Below are 19621 nucleotides of genomic sequence, written 5' to 3'. Positions count from 1 at the left end.
GCGAAAGGCTTCGGCCTCTCGCTTTTTTTTATGCTCTTTTTTCCTTCTCGACTATGTGGCGCACTTGATAAAATCTATTTGCAAATTCAGTAACGTTTCTTGTTAAACGATAATTCACTGTAGACCCAATTGCCATTCCAATTACCGGAATACCTTGGAATAATTTACGACGAAGAGCATAAATCGAAAATGTTTTCAAAATTTGTTTTAACACAACTTCAGTAGAAGCTGGTTGTAATACCGCTTCGTCTCCTTCGTAGAAGAAAGAATCTTCTTGCTCTAGCTCTTGCAGTAAATTGTACCATGCGTATTGCTGAAGCCTTCCTGGTAGTAATGACGCATGAAACACCTTTAACGCAAGCATCATTTCATAAGGCTTGTTCACATCATGTCCAAATGAAGTGGCAATAAGTTGGACAGCCTTCACATTTAACGCAATCATAATCGGAAAATCAGCTGTTAATAATAATAAACCTCCAGCCCCCGTTGCTCCGCCTTGTACGAATGAATATAAACGATGTCGTGCTGTTTGCTGCTCTGCTATGTATGTTAATTGATCAATAGATAATGCTTTCAAATCTTCCAGTTGTTCAATCGATTCATCAAACAATCTCGACGTTCCTAAAATACGATTACGCGCATCTAACTGTGATTGTGAACTTTGAATCAATGCATGCAAATGAAAGAGCCATCCATCTGCTTTCGTAAAGAAATCTTTTCGTTTTTTCTCAGGTAGTTTCGCAATTGTAGTATGTACCCATTTATCAAACATTTTTTGAAAATCAGTCGCCTCTTGCTCAACTAATTGCAATTCCCATTCTTTTATATTGTCTAAAATGGCTTGTTCTCGCTTCGATCGCATCGTAACAACCACCTCGTTCGATTTTTTTCTATTGTAACATATTTCTGCTTATTCTTTGCAAATATGCTTGTCTATCTTTATTCACATACCATTTTTAAATGACATAAAATATTAGCAAAAAGGATGAGATAAATCACATGAATCTATCCAATATAAAAAAAGAATATCATGCAGTATTCAGCTTAGGACAAAACTGCTGGCCTGCTTGGGCTTTATATCAATTCGAATTATCACCATTTTTTGGTGTTATCGATTTTATGCTAAGCCCTTCATTAGAAAAAGTGAATGTATTATTACAAAATCGATTTGACCGTTTTTTACAGTTGGAAAACTTATCCTTCATCTCATTTTGGGATGATAATGTGAAATTAAGACTCCGTGATAACCTATATGAAATCGACTCCTGCCACGATTTTAAAACAGATGTAAACACACCAACTTCTTGGCCTTCTTATACAGAAATTAAGTTAAACTATGAGCATCGAGTTCATCGTTTTCTAACTACAATTGAAACGGAAGAATCCATATTGTTTATTCGAACTGGAGGAACATACGAAGAAGCACGTTCCTTGGAACACATTTTATCTCAAATAGTTAAACATACATTCTCTGTCCTGTTACTCATTCCTGAAGATGTACCCACTGTTGTAGAAGAAGATTGGGGATTGCAAAACATTTGCGCTATAAAATGCCCTATTATGGATGTATTTCAGTATAATGAAGCATTTTGGAATGACTTATTTGATGGAATTACGATTAGACCGCATTCTTAAATACACGACACCTTTTATTACAAAATACATTATAATCATCCTTATACAAAATAAATAAGGAGTGATTGTATATGTATCCGCGTGCAAAAGCCTTTGGTTTTGCTACACATCAAGGTTGCCTTCTCGTACAAGAATATCATACAACCGATGAAACATATTACCGACCTCTTGGCGGTTCAATTGAACTTGGTGAAAAATCAGCACATACCGTTATTCGTGAATTTCAAGAAGAGCTTCATACAGAAGTGGAAATCTGCAATTATTTAGGCTGCTTAGAAAACATCTTTCATCTTGATGAAGAAATTGGTCATGAAATCATTCAGCTATATTCTGTACGCTTATTAGACACATCACTATATGAAATGAAAAAAATGAATATACAAGATGCGCAAACCGTATCGTATGCAAAATGGATTCCCATTACAGCTTTTATTCAGAAGGAAAAAGTACTATATCCAGATGGAATTTTAAACTATATCCAAAAGAAAAAAGACGAAATCCTATAGGATCTCGTCTTTTTCATATAGTATATTAACCAATATCTCCTAGACGTAGTACGTCACGAGCGATCATAACTTCTTCGTCAGTTGGAATTACGATAATTTTTACTGGAGAGTGTGGGAAGCTGATGAATGCTTCTTCACCAAATACGTTATTACGTTTTACGTCGAAGTATACGCCCATGTACTCAAGGCCTTCTAATACGCGCTCACGAATAATCGCACTGTTTTCACCTACACCAGCTGTGAAGATGATTGCGTCTACACCTTTCATACGAGCAGTGTAAGAACCGATGTATTTGTGGATACGGCTTACGAATACATCAAGTGCTACTTTCGCACGGTGGTCGCCTTCTTCTTCTTTTGCAATGATGTCACGTAGGTCACTAGAGTAACCAGTAAGACCTAACATACCACTCTTCTTGTTTAATACGTTAACTACTTCTTCTACTGTTTGGCCTGTTTTTTCCATGATGTATGGAATTAACGCAGGGTCAAGGTTACCAGAACGTGTACCCATTGTTACACCAGCAAGTGGAGTGAAGCCCATAGAAGTATCGATAGATTTACCGCCTTCTACCGCTGCGATACTTGCACCGTTACCTAAGTGACAAGAAAGTAAGCTTAAGCTTTCAAGTGGACGACCTAATAATTCAGCCGCACGCTCAGTTACGTATTTATGAGAAGTTCCGTGGAAACCGTATTTACGGATGCCAAATTTCTCATAGTACTCATATGGTAAGCTGTATAGGAATGCAGATTCCGGCATTGTTTGGTGGAATGCTGTATCGAATACTGCTACTGCTGGTACGTTTGGTAATACTTCTTGGAATGCTTTAATACCAACAATGTTTGCTGGGTTATGAAGTGGTGCTAAATCGCTTAACTCTTCGATATCAGCTAATACTTCATCAGTAATTAAAACAGAGTCAGCAAATTTTTCGCCGCCGTGAACAACACGGTGACCGATACCGCCAATCTCATCAAGAGATTTAACGATTCCGTTTTCAGTTAATTTTTTAAGAAGCATATTAACTGCTACTGCGTGATCTGGAATGTTTGTAATTTCTTTTTGTTTTTCGCCATCTACAGTAATAGTGAAGATACTATCTTCTAAACCGATACGTTCTACTAAACCTTTTGTTAATACTGTTTCACTTGGCATTTCAAATAATTGGAATTTTAAGGAAGAGCTTCCTGCGTTAATCGCGATGATTTTTGACATCTAGTCTTTCGCCCCTTTTTCTCTTGGTAGTTGTGTGGATATGTCCACAAATCGCTCGATTTTATCTGATCAAATTTACTACATATGAAAACGTTTCATCATTAGCAAATTTTATACTCACGATTTTAATTTAAACATCGTCCGACATATATTTCAAGTGAAAAAATTGTAACACCAAGAAAAAATATATATTACAGATTTCAAAAAAATTCAGTTTAATCTAGTATATATTTAAAAATATGACATATTATATAAAACTGTACTACATGAATTACTAACTCTGTTACATATACCTTGCCTTATTTATGCGTTGCAAACCAAGTATTTAATTGATCCATAATGTTCTCCATCGCCTTCATGTTGGAGAATTTAGGTAACTCCACTAATAACGCCTGTTTTGGCATCGTTACACTAGGACCTTTCTTTTGGAGAACAAATATACTTTTTGCATTTTTCTCGTTTTTAAACATGGAAACAGGTAGCTGTAATAGCCCTTGAATAAAACATGTTTCTTTAATAAATGCATGTAATTTTGGTGCTTGATCACTTTCAAAAATGAAGTTTGGTACTAGGAAGAATAAGTACCCGCCTTCTTTCGTATGTTTCACACTTTGTTCAATAAATAGGTGATGTGCATACGACATTCCTTCATCTGCTTTTAACTTATATTCGCTTGCACCGATTTCATTTGGATAGTAACCAATCGGCAAGTCTGAAACGACTGCATCAACCGGATCGATATAAAGTGGCGCTAGTCCATCTTGATGGAAGAATTCGATTGCATGCTTTTGTAAATTCGCATTTACTAAAGCAAGTTTAATTAGCACTTCATCCACTTCTACACCAAACCCACTCATTGTTAGTCCTTCTTTGGCGCTGTTAAACACTGTAGTCATTAAGTTACCTGTTCCAATTGCAGGATCTAACACCGTAATTTCATTTTGACCTTGCATAAATTTATGGAATAAGTAGCTCATGAACATACCAACTGCATCAGGCGTCATTTCGTGATTTGCTTGTACGCCTTCTTTCATTCCTTTTAAAATGGCTAACTGAAATGCTTTACGAATTTCTTCACCTTTATATGTTTCTTCATTAAACGTACTATATTCACGATTCAGCCTTTCAATTGCTGACTCAGATAATTCCTCTTGTAAAATCGCTCCTTCAAACAAGTTATCACCTGTTTCTACAAGCGCCTCTAAATATGTTACATCTAATTCTTTACGTAAAACTACCGCAGAAGAATCAAAAATAGAAAATAATGTTTCTACTGTCTGACTCACGTACATTCCTCCTTCTCTCTTTTACACATAACTTATATCATACCACAAAGTGTTTTTTTCCAAAAAGAAAAAGCGACCTCCTGCAAAGAGCTCCCCTTTCAGTTATATACGATATAACGTTTTTTCTCATATATTGGCACCGTTGCGCAGCAATATATGAGAAAAAACGACCTCTTTATAAGAGGTCATTTCCTTCACATTATTTTGCAGATTTAGCTGCTTCTAATGCTGCTTCATAGTTTGGATGGCTTGTACCTTCGCTTACGTACTCTGCGTAAACTACTTTGTCGTTGCTATCTACTACGAATACTGCACGAGCAAGTAAACGAAGCTCTTTCATTACTAAGCCATAAGCTTCACCGAATGAAAGGTCACGGTGGTCAGAAAGTGTTACAACATTTTCTAAACCGTTTGCCGCACACCAGCGTTTTTGAGCGAATGGTAAGTCAGCGCTAATTGTTAATACTTTCGCATTTTCAATACCTGCTGCATCTTGGTTAAAACGACGTGTTTGTGCATCACACACACCTGTGTCGATTGAAGGTACAACACTAATTAATTTCACTTCGCCTTTGTATGTTTCTAAACTTACTGGAGATAAGTCATTTGCTAATACTTGGAAGTTTGGCGCTTGATCGCCAACTTTAACTTCTGTTCCAACTAAAGTCATTGGATTACCTTTAAAAGTTACGTTTGCCACTTGAAAATCCTCCCTTATTTAAACAAAATATGTACAATGTAAATGATAGTTTGTCCCTATCGATAATGCAAATAAAATCGCTTTATTTACAAAAAAATTAAAGAAGCTAATCCATTGATCAGCTTCTTTATTCGTTAAATTTGAAATTCAGGATCGTCTTCTTTTCGTTTATCCATCATTTCTTTCACTTTATCAACAGCTTGTGGCGCTAATTCAATTATTTTATCGATGACGTGTGTTTGCTTATCTAAATGTAACACTTTTACACCGTCTCCATTTATAACAAGAAAAGCAACAGGATTAATAGAAACTCCTCCACCACTTCCTCCGCCAAATGGATGACGGCCTGCCTGTTCTTTACCAAATTCACTTCCACCAGCGGCAAAGCCGAAACTAACTTTCGAAACGGTAAGAATTACACTTCCATCTGCCGCTTTAATTGGGTCACCCACAATTGTATTTACATCAGTCATTTGTTTTAAATGCTGCATTGCGGTTGTCATTAAACCTTGAATTGGATGGTCCATTCTATATCCCCCCTATGCTTGAACAGATTTTTCTGTCATACCAGATCTTTGCTTTCTCATAAACATGAGCAATTTCACCGCTGTTTTTATAGCCCGGAATATACGAAAAGATGCCGTTAACTCACATCTTGACGCGAATCCTTTCCCTTGAAAAACAGGGGTAATTTCAAACTCTGGTACATCGACAATATGCATATATTGTCCTACAACTCCAGCAACCATTCCTTTTGTCCCCCATGCATATCCAGTGACAATTCCAGTACTCGCTGCATCACCTGCACCAATTTGCGTATGCCATCTCCAACCATTGATTTTCACTCGTTTGAGAAAATCTTTAACAATAGTATGAACCTCTTGCAGCTTTTTTATCAGCTCCCCCATACTATCAAGTTGCGCCATAATTTTATTATCTAATCCGCCATCCTCTTCAGCCTTCTTAATCTTTTGTCCCGTCTTCTTCTGTTGCTTTTCCATTCTTTCCAACACATCGAATGTATATCGAATCATCCATATTTTCACTTGAAACAAACATTGCTTTTCCATTTCTGAATATAAAAATGTCACTTTAAGCTTTATTTTCGACAATAGTATAAGCAAAATAAAAAGGAGAAGAATTATTATTCCAATTACGAGCCACTTCATACGTATCATCCTTTCACTCCGTACCCATTATCGACAAGTTTATTCATCATTAAACAGAATCCCATAAGATTGAATATAAAAATTTTTCTAAAAATAAAAAGGGATTTTGACATTTTATATCGAAATATATTATTTGAACATATCGTCGGGGAACGTATTTGGATGATATGTAGCACGAAAAACAGAAAATTTAACTGCAGTGGAGGGATACATAATGGCAGATCGTCGCAATTTATTTTTCTTTTATGGTGATGAAAAAGCAACGCTCGTTGAAAAAATGAAACCAATCTATCGTATTTTAGAAGAGAATGGATTTACCATATTAGATCATCCAAAAAATGCAAACGCTATCGTCAGTGTTGGAGATGATGCAACTTTCTTACAAGCCGTTCGTAAAACTGGTTTTAGAGAAGATTGCTTATATGCAGGGATTTCTACGAAAGATGAAATTTCGTTCTACTGCGATTTCCATATTGATCACATTGATACAGCCCTTCAAGAAATTACAAAAAATGAAATTGAAGTGCGAAAATATCCAACAATTCAGGTAGATGTAGATCACGGTACATCTTTCCATTGTTTAAATGAGTTGTCATTGCGTTCTAGTATTATTAAAACATTCGTTGTAGATGTTCACGTTGATGATCTATATTTCGAAACATTTAGAGGGGACGGTTTAGTTGTTTCTACCCCAACAGGAAGTACAGCTTACAATAAATCATTACATGGTGCGGTTGTTGATCCGCTCATCCCATGCTTCCAAATAAGCGAACTAGCATCATTAAATAACAACACATACCGTACGCTCGGTTCACCGTTCATTTTAAATCACAAGCGTACACTAACTTTAAAACTAAAACCAGACGGTAACGATTATCCTGTTATCGGTATGGATAACGAAGCACTTAGCATTAAACAAGTGGAAAAAGTTGTTGTACGCTTAAGCGATAAACAAATTAAAACAGTTAAATTAAAAAACAATTCCTTCTGGGAAAAAGTACAGAGAACGTTTTTATAGCATGAAAAAAACCGCTGAATTATGAGATTCGATAATTCAGCGGTTTTTTATTTCTCTCGCTATCAGCCACTATTCTTATCATTTCTTATCGGTAAGTCGCTATATTTTCACGCATCTTTTCTATAAACAATCTGGCCATCAATTACAGTCATTTCTGCTTGTACTTCTTTTATTTCTTCTGCCTCTATTTCAAAAATATTGCGATTTACTATCGTAAAGTCCGCTTCATATCCTTTCGCGATTTGTCCTCGCTTCGCTTCTTTTCCAATTGCATAGGCACTTCCTGTTGTAAACAGAGAGATAGCCTCGTATACTGTTAATCTTTCCTCCGGCATATAGCATACACCGTCAATAAAACTTCTGCGTGTAACAGCGCTATATATGCCTAAAAACGGATCCACTTGTTCAATTGGTGCGTCAGATCCACCACTGCAGTGTAATCCTGCTTCTAGTAACGTCTTCCACGCGTATGCATAACGAAGACGATGCTCGCCTAGTTTTTCACTGACTGATGGGAAGTCCGATGACACAAAGACGGGCTGAATATCAATAATAGCCGGCAAATGTTTCATTCTCTCAATCAACTCTTCACGAGCTAGCTGACAATGAATAATGCGGTCGCGTAATCCTTCTGCTGGTGGATATAATTCAAGTGCATCAATGACATATTCAAGCGACAAATCACCAATTGTATGAATCGCAACTGGCATATGTAAATCTCGTGCCTTTTTCACTAACTCCGCAAGCTCTTCACGTGAGAAGATTGCAACTCCATTTGTTTCCTGCGCATCTTCATACGGTTCACTTAATAAAGCTGTTCTTCCGCCAAAAGAGCCATCTGAAAAAATTTTCATCGCCCCAAATTCAATATAGTGTTCATTTTCATATTCTTTTCGTTCATGTGCTACTTCATGGTGAACGAGTAAATGTGCTTTAAATGGCATTTCCTTTATAACATAAGAAAACGCATTGTGCGTTTTTCTAAAGCCACCGTAATAATTTAAATCTTCCGTATGTCCGCCAACAAGTCCATATTGCCAACAATCTTTAATTGCTGTTTGCAGGGCTCTTTGTAAATAAGCTTCATCAATTTCTGGCTGCACATGTTTAATTAACTCTTGCCCTTGTTCATATAAAAGGCCTGTTAACATATTTGATGAATCCCGGCCGATTTTCCCGCCTTTCGGGTCTTGCGTCATTTCTGTTATGTTCGCTTCTTGCAATATGTATGAGTTCACCCATGTCACATGGCGACAAACACGCTTTAATAAAATCGGATGTTCTTTAGAAATTTCATCTAGATCATGTACGTGAACTTGTTTTGTATCTGTAAAGTTATTTTCATTCCAGCCTTCTCCAATAATCCAAGAACCTTTTGGCGCTTCTTCTACTCGTTTCCGAACGAAAGTCAGCACTTCGCTATACGATGTACAACTTGATAAATCTAGACGGAGTAACCTCTCTCCATGCCCAATAAGATGCATATGACTATCAACGAGACCTGGAATCATCGTTTTGCCTTCTAAATCGTGCAATTTAACCGTAGCATATCGGTCTTCTAACTCTTCTTTACTTCCGACATCAACGATCATACCGTTTTCAACATAAACAGCATCCACTTTTTCATTCTCTTCTCGCATTGTGTAAATGGTGCCGCCATACCAAATTTCTCCCATATGCTCATCCCCTTTTTCCTTAGTCTACGAAATTAGTCCGTATAAAAAAAGCACCATTTCAATTAAAAATGGTGCTTTTCCAAAAATTAATTTTGTTCAGTAGTAGACGTTGTAATTTGCCATTCAATGCTAAATTTATCTTTTAGTTGTCCGTATGCTGGGCTCCAGAACGTTTCTTGAAGTGGCATAATAACTTCGCCACCTTCTTGTAACTTTTCGAATACTTCTTTTGCTTTTTCTGCATTACTAATTTGAATTGCGATTGTTACTTGAGATCCGATTGCATGCCCTTGACCTGGGAATGTATCAGAAATCATAAGGTCCGTATTCCCAACTTTTAAAGTAGCATGTAAAACGCGCTCTTTCGCTTCAGCTGGAATCGGATATTCTGGATTTTCAGGCATGTCACCAAAAGTTTGCATGACTTCTACTTTTGCATCTAACGCCTCTTTATAAAACTGTACAGCCTCTTGCCCACTACCATCTAAAACTAAGTACGGATTAATACCTAAAATCATACGGACACCTCTTTTTTTAATTTATAAAATCGAACTAATGTTCGCTTTTATAATATCATATTGTTTACAGTTCATTCAACTATTTTCGAAATTATTTTGACGGAATCTCCATCTCTTGTTTTCTAAGTTCAATACGGCGAATTTTTCCAGAAATCGTTTTTGGTAGTTCATCTACAAATTCAATTTTGCGAGGGTATTTATATGGTGCAGTGAGTTCTTTGACGTGTTGTTGGAGTGCTGGAATTAATGTTTCTTCGTTCTTGTCTATATTCTCTCTTAATACGATAAATGCCTTCACGACACTTCCGCGAATTTCATCAGGGCTCGCGACAACTGCGCACTCTCTTACGTAAGGGTGTTTTACAAGTGCATCTTCTACTTCAAACGGTCCGATTGTATAACCAGAGCTAATAATAATATCATCACCGCGCCCTTCAAACCAGAAATAGCCGTCTTCATCTTTCTTCGCTTTATCACCAGTAATATAATAATCACCGCGGAATTGCATCGCTGTGCGCTCATCGTCTTTATAATATTGTTTAAAGAGGGCTGGTGTTTCAATGTGAACTGCAATATCACCAACTTCTCCTACCTGTACCGGAATACCTTCCTCATCTACAATATCGACGTGGTTGCCTGGCGTTGGTTTTCCCATTGATCCTGGTCTAATATCCATTCCTTTCATTACACCAACAAGCAATGTATTTTCCGTTTGCCCATAGCCGTCTCTCACTGTAATTTTAAAGTGCTTTTGGAATGTTTCAATGACTTCTCTATTTAACGGCTCACCTGCGGATACAGCGCTATGTAACGCCTCTAAATTGTATTCACTTAAATCTTCTACCTTTGCCATTAATCTATACTCAGTCGGCGTACAACAAAGCACATTCACCTTATTATTATCTAATAAATTTAAATACGTTTTTGGTTCAAATTTACCGTTGTATACAAATCCTGTTGCCCCTGATCCGAGAGTTGCTAAAAACGGGCTCCAAATCCACTTTTGCCAACCTGGACTAGCCGTTGCCCATACAACATCATTTTCTTCAATTCCGAGCCAGTTTGGAGCGCTCGTACGTAAATGAGCGTATGCCCACGCATGCGTATGAACAACACCTTTTGGATTTCCTGTCGTCCCTGACGTGTAAGATAAAAAGACCATATCTTCTTTATCTGTCTTCGCCATTTCTAACAGGTCACTTTCTGTTTCTAACGCTGTTTTTAAATTAATCCATCCATCTACTGACTGCTCGCTCAGAACGAATTTTTGAAGAGATTCCATCGCTTCTATATCATCAAACTGTCCAATGTACGGCTCATAACTTACGATTGCTTTTACTTCCCCGTGCCCGATGCGATATTCGATATCCTTTTTGCGCAACATTTCCGAACTCGGAATTACGACAAATCCTGCTTTAATTGCAGCGATATACGTCATGTACGCTTCAATTAAACGCGGCATCATAATAAGAAGCTTGTCCCCTTTTTGTAGGCCACTCTTTATAAAAGCGTTTCCAATTTTATTCGCACCTTTCATTAACTCAGCGTATGTAACTTCTCGTCTATTCCCTTTATCATCTTGCCAAATTAAAGCTAGTTTCCCTTTATCACCTGTATATTTCTCTATTTCAGAAACTAAATTATAAGACGGCGGCGCCAACAATTCCTCTCTCTTCATAAACATCCTCCTTTTTCTTTATGCCTCCCTTATATAATAAAGAATTTTCTGTCTATTTTGAACCCTCTTCTTTTGACAAATTTTTCATATCTATGTCGAAATGAATGTATAACGGTGCAAACAACAAAAAGAAAGAGCGGGAGAACCCGCTCTTTCTAAGCCATCATATATGGGATTATTTTTGGAAACCGCCTAATTGTTGCTCAGCTAGTGAAACTAGACGTTTAGTGATTTCACCACCAACAGAACCGTTAGCGCGAGCTGTTGCATCTGCTCCAAGTTGAACACCAAACTCTTGAGCGATTTCGTATTTCATTTGGTCTAATGCTGATTCAGCACCAGGAACCGCTAATTTATTTGTGCTACGTGACATGTTATATCACCTCCTTGTGAGTATAGAGTGTGATAAATAACATGACTTCATACACGTTTTATATATGGTAATTTATGGGTTTAGAAAAGTTCTTCGAATTTTTCTTCTTCCGCCACTACTTCTACTGTTTGTAATACCATGGTTTCCTTATTCGCTACAGCTTCATCGATTAATGATGTGAAATCGTATTTCGCTTCAAAACGATTCGCTTTTTCACGCTTCGGCTTCGTCGCTGGGCTTGCTGGTGTGAATACTGTACAGCAATCTTCGTACGGACGAATTGAAATATCATATGTGCCGATTTCTTCAGCGATTTTAATAATTTCTAATTTATCCATCGTAATAAGCGGACGAATAACCGGATAGTTTGTTACTTCGTTAATTGTATGCATACTATCTAACGTTTGGCTTGCTACTTGTCCAAGACTTTCACCAGTCGTGATTGCAAGTGCATTACGCTCCTCTGCGATACGCTCTGTAATACGCATCATCATACGGCGCATAACTGTCATTGAATAGCTAGATGGAATTTCTTTATTAATCGTTTTTTGCACGTCTGTAAATGGAACAAGGTGAAGTGTTACACGTTTACAGTACTTCGTTAACTCTTGTGCTAAATCGATTACTTTTTGTTTTGCACGCTCACTTGTGAAAGGTGGGCTATGGAAGTGAACTGCTTCCACAGACACGCCGCGTTTCATCGTTAAGTACGTTGCTACTGGGCTATCGATACCACCAGAAAGAAGTACCATTACTTTTCCACCAACGCCAACTGGTAAACCGCCAGCTCCCATATGCTCACCGCACATAATATATGTGTAACCACTGCGAATTTCTATACGTACATTCACATCTGGATTATGAACATCTACTGTGATATCCTCTGTGTTTTCTAAAATGTGCCCACCGATTTCTGGAAGTAACTCCATCGTCTTCATTGGGAAGCGTTTATCAGAACGGTGCACTGTAATTTTAAATGTTTTCACATCGCCTTTTACTTGTAAGAAAGCTGCTAATGCACCTTTTTTAATATCTTCTAATTCTGATGGTACTTTCATCGCTAAGTTAAACTTATGAATACCAAATACATCTTTCAATCTTTCAGAAATTGCTTCATGGTCTTCGCCATTTAATTGGATGTACATACGATCATGTGTTGCATCGATTTTAATATTTGGGAACTTTTTCAGTTTGAACTTTACGTTATCTTTTAATGTGCTTACAAATTTAGAACGGTTCTTACCTTTAGTCGTCATCTCTCCATAACGAACTAAAATATATTCATATGTCATCATATTTCTTTACCTCATCACTTCATATAATTTTGGCATCGTCTCTTTCACAATACCTTCAAATTGTTTTACTTCTTCCATCGTGTTTTCTGGTGCCAAACTAATGCGAATGGCACTTGCAGCAGCGGCATGCGGTACTCCCATTGACACTAACACTCTGCTCACTTCATTTGCTTTTGAAGAACAAGCAGACTTCGTCGATACATATACACCGTGCTCTTCTAAAGCATGAACAACCACTTCTGGTTTTAAACCAACAAATGATACATTTAAAATGTGCGGTGCTGCATATGCAAGCGACGTATTGATCGTTACATCTTCCATCTCTTTAAAAAAACGGACAAGCTCTGTTTGTAAATTGTGCAAATGAGCTATCTTTTCTTTCACTTGTTCCATTGTCATACGAAGTGCTTTCACCATCGCTACAATGCCAGGTAAATTTTCTGTACCAGAGCGATACTTAAGCTCTTGTTGACCACCTGATAAAATTGGATCTAACCTTACGCCATCACGCACATAAAGAAGACCCGTTCCTTTTACACTGTGGAATTTATGTCCAGATATTGAGCAAAGATCAATATGAGAAGCATATAAATCAAGCGGTACTTTTCCTATCCCTTGTACATGGTCCACATGGAATCTTATTTTCGGATAATTCGATAATAACGTTCCAATTTCAGCAACAGGCTGAACTGCTCCAGTCTCGTTGTTCACGTGAATAATTGACACAAGAATCGTATCTTCACGAAGTGCTCGTTTTACATCCTCTACCGATACAACACCATGCTCATTAACCGGTAAATATGTTACATCAAAACCGAGATCTTCTAGTTGTTTATATGCTTCAAACACAGACGCGTGTTCAATATTTGTTGTAATGATATGTTTACCGCGCGAACGATTCCTCATCGCTATTCCTTTAATCGCAAGGTTATTCCCTTCCGTTCCACCTGATGTGAAAATAATCTCAGAAGGTTTAACGTGAAGAAGCTGCGCTGCAATCGTTCTTGATTGTGTTAATAGACGCTCTGCCTCTCCTCCAAGCGAATGAATAGAAGAAGGATTCCCAAAATATTTCCCTGCAACCGTTACGTACGATTGAAGAGCTTCTGGATATGGCTTTGTCGTCGCACTATTATCAAAATAGATCATCGTTCTTCCCCTTTCAGCGCTATCACATCATATAATCATATCACAAATACGTGTAATTACGCTAAGACTACTCAAAGGTTCCATTTTATCCCGATTGTGAATGCCAATAATTAGTGAGGATGGCTCTACCGATTACAGTTTCACCTTATATTAAAACGAATAACCTTACTGTATTCCGCTATTCATTATAGCAACATCGTCCCCAAAATTACACAAAAAAACAAACCCTTATGAAAGGGTTTGTTCATTGTCTACATATTCAGCTATTTTTTGAACAACGCCAGGTTCAAGTTGCTCTAGTATAGAAGCCGCTTGTTCTAAAGCTGCATCGTATTGATATTCACGGAATAATTTCTCCGCATAATTTAAGCTCTCTGCAAGGCTCTCATCATGACTGCGGTAACGATTACCGTATTGAATTAATTTTTCAACTAAATACGCTTGTCCAATTAACTCTTCTGTCATTTCAGCTACACCATTAACAGTTGTGTACGCTTCTTCTAAACTGCTATTTACAGCGTTCATATTTAGCGGTTTCACTTCTAACTGTTCATATACAGCTTGCATTGCCATTTGTCCTCTTTTTAAATCTTCCATAATGCTTTCTGGAAGACCTGGCAAATTCGACTTTTGCATAAAACGTTTCGTTTCAAAAATGATATTCCGCATTTCTTGCAACTTCTCACGCGCTTCAAATTCCTCTTTACGCATCGTTTGCAGCATTTCTTTATATTCTGCATGAAGTACTTTTAACGTTTCACATTGCTCATAAACTTCTTCTAGTTCCTCACGAATGATAGAGAAGGCAATATCTTGTTCAGCAACACGTAATTGCAACATTTCAAAACGTTTCATTAAAATGTGCATTTGCTTTTCAATTACTTTTTGAGACTCAATGTCCTTATCTTGTAACTGATAACTTTGTTTCACAAGTTGTGTTTCTGCTTTTGTTTCAATCGTTTCTGTGCGAATTTCTTCTAAGTCTTCATAAACAGAAAGTGTTTTTTGCTCCACATAATGTCTCGCATGTACTTCTTGTTCCAGTTGATCATAGAAGCCATCTAAACGCGTTTTTAAGTTTTCTACTTTTTCAGCTGCTTCCGTTATATGAAGCTCCTGTATATCCATTAAACATGTTTGTAGTTGTGTCGTCATATCACGAACTTCTTTAGGGACTTCCAAATACTCTAATACATAACCTTGTCTTACCATATCATTATGTCCGTGCAATAAATCTTCCAGCTGTACTGGTAACGTCGCTTGACACTCTACCAATAAATCTGGAATTTGGTGAATAATGATTTCTAAGCTTGCCAAACCTTCTTCTAAACTAATAACAATTTCTCTCGCTTTTAAATAGTCACCATTATCTGTTGCCTCTTCAAAGCTTTTAAATTTATTAGATTCAGCGTCTAGCATCTCTTCAATTTTCTGTTCTGCTGCTCCATACATATGTCTATGAGCAAGAACACTCTTCTTCATACTACGATATGTATCACGTAACTCTTCAATTTCCGAGCTATTTTTTTCATGGCTTTCTAACAATTGCTGTAATTCATTTAAAATATCTGTAATACGATTATCAGCGTCATCTAAACCACTTATGGATTCATTCATCGCATGCTTTGCTTTGCGGAAGGAGAATTGCGAGGCGAATTTTCGCGCTTGCGCTAAATCTTTGTCAGCTTTCGGAAGGGTTGTTGATACAATTTCATCCCATTCTTCACGCCATTTACCAAACAGCTCTTCTGTTTGACCCGTCATATTTAAATCTTTTACCCGTTTTAGTTCATCTGCCACAGGTTTATCTTTTATCTCTTGCTTCCACTGCTCCAGTGCTTCAATATCTTTATATGAACGATTTCTTATCACAAGCTCTATCATGAGCAGCACTAGAATAGAGCTTACTACAATGATAACGATCGTCAGGATAGAATCCATGCAAAAAAGCCTCCTAGTTATATCTCTTTTTTTGTCCGTTCCGTTTATGAAATGGAAGGCATTATGTATAAAAAGGGAATTCCCCTATATTTAACAACTAACAATGTACTAATCATACCATGTAATGGCTTGTTTTTGACCTAGTTTTTTTTAAAATTTCATGTTTCTTTCAATGCAATTGTAATCTTTCTCAATATTCCGTTTGGATTACCTCTCATCGTCAAATGATTGTAATAATAGGTACTCTTCCATATGAGATGCGAAATAAATTTTGCGCACAAGTGGTGGCTCAATAGAAATCGCATGCACATTTCCTTGCCTTACTGCTTGCTCTACTGACATTTCTGGAAGTAACGTAATACCAAGTCCAGCACCGACCATCGCAAGCATCGGTTCTGCATAAGAAGTTTCAAATGCAATGATTGGTTTCGCACCTATCCCATGAAACATGTTCATAATCATTTTTCTTACATCACAGATTTCTGGATATACGATTAACTTTTCATTTTGCAAATCTTCCATTTGAATTACTATTTTCTCTTTATAAAGATGATCATTTGAAACGACACAAACAATTTTTTCTTCTCGTATTTCTTTTATACACGCAGCGTCTTCTACTACCGAATCGATGAACATCGCTTCAATCTTTCGTTCTTTAAAGAGTCCCATTAATACTTTCGTATGCTCAATTTTCCATTCTACTTCGAACCCATCACCTAATACATCTTTAAATTTTGATATATAATGCGCCGCTAAACTTGGCAATATGCCTATAGAAATTTTCCGCTTTTCTTGAAAATTCTTCATTTCGGTTTTCACTTCATGTATGTGTTCCAAAACCGGTAACATTCTTGTTATGAATAACTCTCCAGCGCTTGTTAACTCTACTCCTTGCGCGGAACGCTTGAGTAAAATAACTTCTAAATCCGCTTCTAACCTTTGAATTTGCTTACTAAGCGCCGGTTGAGAAATATGTAAAAGCTTACTCGCCTTCGATAAGCTTCGCGTATTCTTCACTTCAATAAACGATCGTACTGCCTCTAAATCCATCGTACACACCTCTAACAAAAAGTTATAACTGTCATAAAAAATCGATATTTCCTTCTATAAACAATTACTCTTTATACTTATTTCATCAACTTACTATAACGAAATGTAAAGGGGAAAGATACTCTTGGACAAAAAACAAATACTACTCGGATCCCTCCTATGCTTACTTGCTGTAACGGCTTGGGGATTTATGTTTCCTGTCATGGCAAATGCCCTGCAGTTTATCGATCCGTTCTTCTTCACAACTATCCGATACGGATCAGCAGCTATTATTTTTCTTATGTTGCTATTCATTACTGAAGGAAAAGCTTCACTCCGCCTAGAAAAAAGAACACTTCCTTTATTCTTTTACGGAACTGTCGGTTTCGCTGGATATGGTTTTCTCATTTTTTACGGTCAACAACTTGCCGGACCTGCTGGAGCCATCCATGCCGCGATGATTCAATCTCTTATGCCACTCATCGCTTTATTATTACAGTGGATAACGAAAAACAAACGCCCACAAAACTACACATTCCTTTGTATGTTTGTTGCATTGCTCGGTGTTATGCTTGTCATTTCAAAGGGAAATATTCACTTATTATTTGGAGCTGCGAGTCACCTCTCAACAAATATATTTATGCTATGCGGCGTTACCTGCTGGGTCATTTACACGAACGGCGGTGCTCGTTTTCAATCTTGGTCACCACTTAGGTACACGACGTTAACTTGTTTATTCGGCTCGATTTCACTCAGCGTTATTGTCACTTTCTTCACTTATACAAACATCGTTACTGTGCCGTCACTTCGTACAATTATGAACGTTCGTTTTGAGCTCCTTTATATGTCGATTATTGCAGGTGTTATCGCTGTATTTTGCTGGAACACAGGAAATCGCTATATTTCATCTATTAACGGCATATTATTTATGAATTTAGTTCCTGTACTTGCACTTATCGGTTCCATCTTTCGAGGTTATACAGTCGACAAAATTGAAATTTCCGGAGCAGCTTTAACAATTATCGCGCTATTATGCAACAATATATGGCAAAGAAAAGAAAGTACAAAAATCCCCACCTCAGTTCGTTAGGTGGGGATTTTTCACATATGAACAGCTCTTGGCCATTCTTGATACATATTCGTTATACATAATGTTTGTTCCATCCATTGTTCAATTTCCTTCGTGTACATTTCTATGAAAAATGTCTCAGACGGAAAAGAGTGCAGCACTTCTGATATATATTGCGGATATAAAAACGGCATATTTATCATGCCTTTTAATTGCGTCATAAACATTGTAAAAGATACCTTTTTAAACTCTCGTTTCATTTGTCCTTGCTTTATGATTTGCTCTATATAATATCTTTCTTTAGAAAAGTAAATGGTCATCACTTCGCGAATTAATGTCGTATCTAGTGAAAGCTCTCGGTAGAAGAAACGTGTCAGTTCCCTATTTTCAAATTGATATCGTAAAATCCCACGCACCATTTGCACCATCACATCTTTAGCCGGCAAATATTCTCTCTGTTCAAAGGACGTTTCAATCACATGAATATACCCTTCTAAAAAATCCGTAATAAGCTGCTCTAATAGGCCTTGCTTTCCAGCAAAATAATATGAAATATTCGCTACATTCACATCCGCTCGCTTTGCAATGTCTCGCACCGACGTTCCATCATAACCTTTCGTGTTAAACAACGATATTGCCGCATCAATTACTTTTTGTTTCGTCTGTTTCATGCGCTCACTTCCTCTCACTGAACAGCTATAGTGTAAATTTCTTGACTTTTAAGACAAATTCCTTTATTTTTCTATCGACAAAGTCATGTGAAATACATCGTATTTTGCTAATATTTTACACATCTCGATAAAAAGGGAGTTGTTTCCATGTTTACAAAAGAAAGTTATGCAGGTTCTCGCGTGCAGCAATATGAGACAGTAATTAAACAACTGGATGCATTATTAACTGGCGAACCGAACGTAGTCGCAAACTTATCAAATGCGTCCGCATTATTAAACCAATTTTTAGATCGTGTGAATTGGGTTGGCTTTTACGTAACAGAAGGAAATCAGCTTGTTCTTGGACCATTCCAAGGAATGCCTGCTTGCGTGCGCATTCCATTTGGGCGAGGCGTTTGCGGCGTTGCAGCTGAAACGAAAACAACGCAGCTTGTAGCAGATGTTCACCAATTCCCAGGACATATCGCTTGCGATAGTGCTTCGAATTCAGAAATCGTTGTACCGATCGTGAAAGAAGAAACTGTCATTGGTGTACTTGATATTGATAGCCCTGAAAAAAATCGTTTTGATGAAGTAGATCAGCGCTATTTAGAAAAGTTTGTGGAAACACTCCTAAAACATATTTAAAAAAGAAAAGAGCGAGTTATCGATTGCGTACATCACGTACGAAACCGATAGCTCACTCTTTT

Annotated in this window: 20 protein-coding genes; 5 read left to right on the top strand and 15 right to left on the bottom strand. The window is 37.3% G+C overall.

All coding sequences use genetic code 11. From position 1 onward, the window contains the following. Positions 1-28 precede the first annotated feature (28 nt). Positions 29-862, bottom strand: a complete 834-nt coding sequence (locus FS742_RS10315) for an EcsC family protein (protein ID WP_144612255.1) — start codon at positions 860-862, stop codon at positions 29-31. Between the two features lie 137 nt (positions 863-999). Between FS742_RS10315 and FS742_RS10310 the strand changes: the two genes are divergently transcribed. Continuing rightward, the gene (locus FS742_RS10310) at positions 1000-1635 is read left to right on the top strand and encodes a DUF1796 family putative cysteine peptidase (protein WP_144612254.1); all 636 of its coding nucleotides are present in this window, start codon (positions 1000-1002) and stop codon (positions 1633-1635) included. A gap of 71 nt (positions 1636-1706) precedes the next feature. Further along, positions 1707-2141: an NUDIX hydrolase gene (locus FS742_RS10305; RefSeq protein WP_144612253.1), complete on the top strand. Its 435-nt coding sequence runs from the start codon at positions 1707-1709 to the stop codon at positions 2139-2141. Positions 2142-2166: 25 nt separating this feature from the next. Here the strand turns inward: FS742_RS10305 and ackA are convergent, their stop codons facing one another. The 5 genes from ackA to FS742_RS10280 form a co-directional block, all read right to left on the bottom strand. Then, a complete protein-coding gene (gene ackA / locus FS742_RS10300; RefSeq protein WP_000034570.1) occupies positions 2167-3360 on the bottom strand; it encodes an acetate kinase in 1194 nt (397 codons plus the stop codon). A gap of 299 nt (positions 3361-3659) precedes the next feature. Then, a complete protein-coding gene (locus tag FS742_RS10295) occupies positions 3660-4646 on the bottom strand; it encodes a class I SAM-dependent methyltransferase (protein ID WP_144612252.1) in 987 nt (328 codons plus the stop codon). A 199-nt stretch (positions 4647-4845) separates the two neighbouring features. Further along, entirely contained in the window at positions 4846-5346 is a 501-nt protein-coding gene (gene tpx / locus FS742_RS10290) for a thiol peroxidase (RefSeq protein WP_000024525.1), read from the bottom strand. A 134-nt stretch (positions 5347-5480) separates the two neighbouring features. After that, positions 5481-5873: a GerW family sporulation protein gene (gene ytfJ, locus FS742_RS10285; protein ID WP_063260710.1), complete on the bottom strand. Its 393-nt coding sequence runs from the start codon at positions 5871-5873 to the stop codon at positions 5481-5483. A 12-nt stretch (positions 5874-5885) separates the two neighbouring features. After that, on the bottom strand, positions 5886-6524 hold the full coding sequence (locus FS742_RS10280; protein ID WP_144612251.1) for a DUF2953 domain-containing protein: 639 nt from the start codon (positions 6522-6524) through the stop codon (positions 5886-5888). Between the two features lie 205 nt (positions 6525-6729). Between FS742_RS10280 and FS742_RS10275 the strand changes: the two genes are divergently transcribed. Further along, positions 6730-7533, top strand: a complete 804-nt coding sequence (locus tag FS742_RS10275; protein WP_144612250.1) for an NAD kinase — start codon at positions 6730-6732, stop codon at positions 7531-7533. Positions 7534-7640: 107 nt separating this feature from the next. Here FS742_RS10275 and FS742_RS10270 read toward each other — a convergent pair whose 3' ends face one another. From FS742_RS10270 to FS742_RS10235, 8 genes are all read right to left on the bottom strand, one after another. Then, entirely contained in the window at positions 7641-9209 is a 1569-nt protein-coding gene (locus tag FS742_RS10270; RefSeq protein WP_144612249.1) for an amidohydrolase, read from the bottom strand. An 86-nt stretch (positions 9210-9295) separates the two neighbouring features. Then, complete coding sequence (locus FS742_RS10265) at positions 9296-9727, bottom strand: VOC family protein (RefSeq protein ID WP_046956207.1); 432 nt, start codon at positions 9725-9727, stop codon at positions 9296-9298. Between the two features lie 91 nt (positions 9728-9818). Then, positions 9819-11405: an acyl-CoA synthetase MbcS gene (gene mbcS, locus FS742_RS10260; protein WP_144612248.1), complete on the bottom strand. Its 1587-nt coding sequence runs from the start codon at positions 11403-11405 to the stop codon at positions 9819-9821. 175 nt (positions 11406-11580) lie between these two features. Beyond that, on the bottom strand, positions 11581-11778 hold the full coding sequence (locus FS742_RS10255; protein ID WP_000091639.1) for an alpha/beta-type small acid-soluble spore protein: 198 nt from the start codon (positions 11776-11778) through the stop codon (positions 11581-11583). Between the two features lie 80 nt (positions 11779-11858). After that, positions 11859-13073 (bottom strand): tRNA uracil 4-sulfurtransferase ThiI, encoded by a 1215-nt coding sequence (thiI, locus tag FS742_RS10250; RefSeq protein WP_098238043.1) that lies wholly within the window; start codon positions 13071-13073, stop codon positions 11859-11861. A 6-nt stretch (positions 13074-13079) separates the two neighbouring features. Further along, positions 13080-14222: a cysteine desulfurase family protein gene (locus tag FS742_RS10245; protein ID WP_144612247.1), complete on the bottom strand. Its 1143-nt coding sequence runs from the start codon at positions 14220-14222 to the stop codon at positions 13080-13082. A 228-nt stretch (positions 14223-14450) separates the two neighbouring features. Next, positions 14451-16163, bottom strand: coding sequence for a septation ring formation regulator EzrA (ezrA, locus tag FS742_RS10240; protein WP_144612246.1), 1713 nt, complete (start codon positions 16161-16163; stop codon positions 14451-14453). Between the two features lie 207 nt (positions 16164-16370). Beyond that, entirely contained in the window at positions 16371-17213 is an 843-nt protein-coding gene (locus FS742_RS10235; RefSeq protein ID WP_144612245.1) for a LysR family transcriptional regulator, read from the bottom strand. A 124-nt stretch (positions 17214-17337) separates the two neighbouring features. On the opposite strand from FS742_RS10235, the gene FS742_RS10230 reads away from it, so the two are divergent. Next, positions 17338-18282: a DMT family transporter gene (locus FS742_RS10230; RefSeq protein WP_144612244.1), complete on the top strand. Its 945-nt coding sequence runs from the start codon at positions 17338-17340 to the stop codon at positions 18280-18282. An 11-nt stretch (positions 18283-18293) separates the two neighbouring features. On the opposite strand, the gene refZ is transcribed toward FS742_RS10230, so the two are convergent. Beyond that, positions 18294-18932 carry a forespore capture DNA-binding protein RefZ gene (gene refZ, locus FS742_RS10225; RefSeq protein WP_144612243.1) on the bottom strand — a complete coding sequence of 213 codons (639 nt, stop codon included), beginning with the start codon at positions 18930-18932 and terminating at the stop codon, positions 18294-18296. Positions 18933-19079: 147 nt separating this feature from the next. Here refZ and FS742_RS10220 point away from each other — a divergent pair, with 147 nt between their 5' ends. Continuing rightward, positions 19080-19559 carry a GAF domain-containing protein gene (locus FS742_RS10220; protein ID WP_144612242.1) on the top strand — a complete coding sequence of 160 codons (480 nt, stop codon included), beginning with the start codon at positions 19080-19082 and terminating at the stop codon, positions 19557-19559. Positions 19560-19621 lie beyond the last annotated feature (62 nt).

The sequence above is a fragment of the Bacillus cereus genome, assembly GCF_007678085.1.
GTDB lineage: Bacteria > Bacillota > Bacilli > Bacillales > Bacillaceae_G > Bacillus_A > Bacillus_A cereus_BE.
Note: the sequence above shows the minus strand (reverse complement) of the source record. Positions and strands in the feature narration are given on the sequence as shown.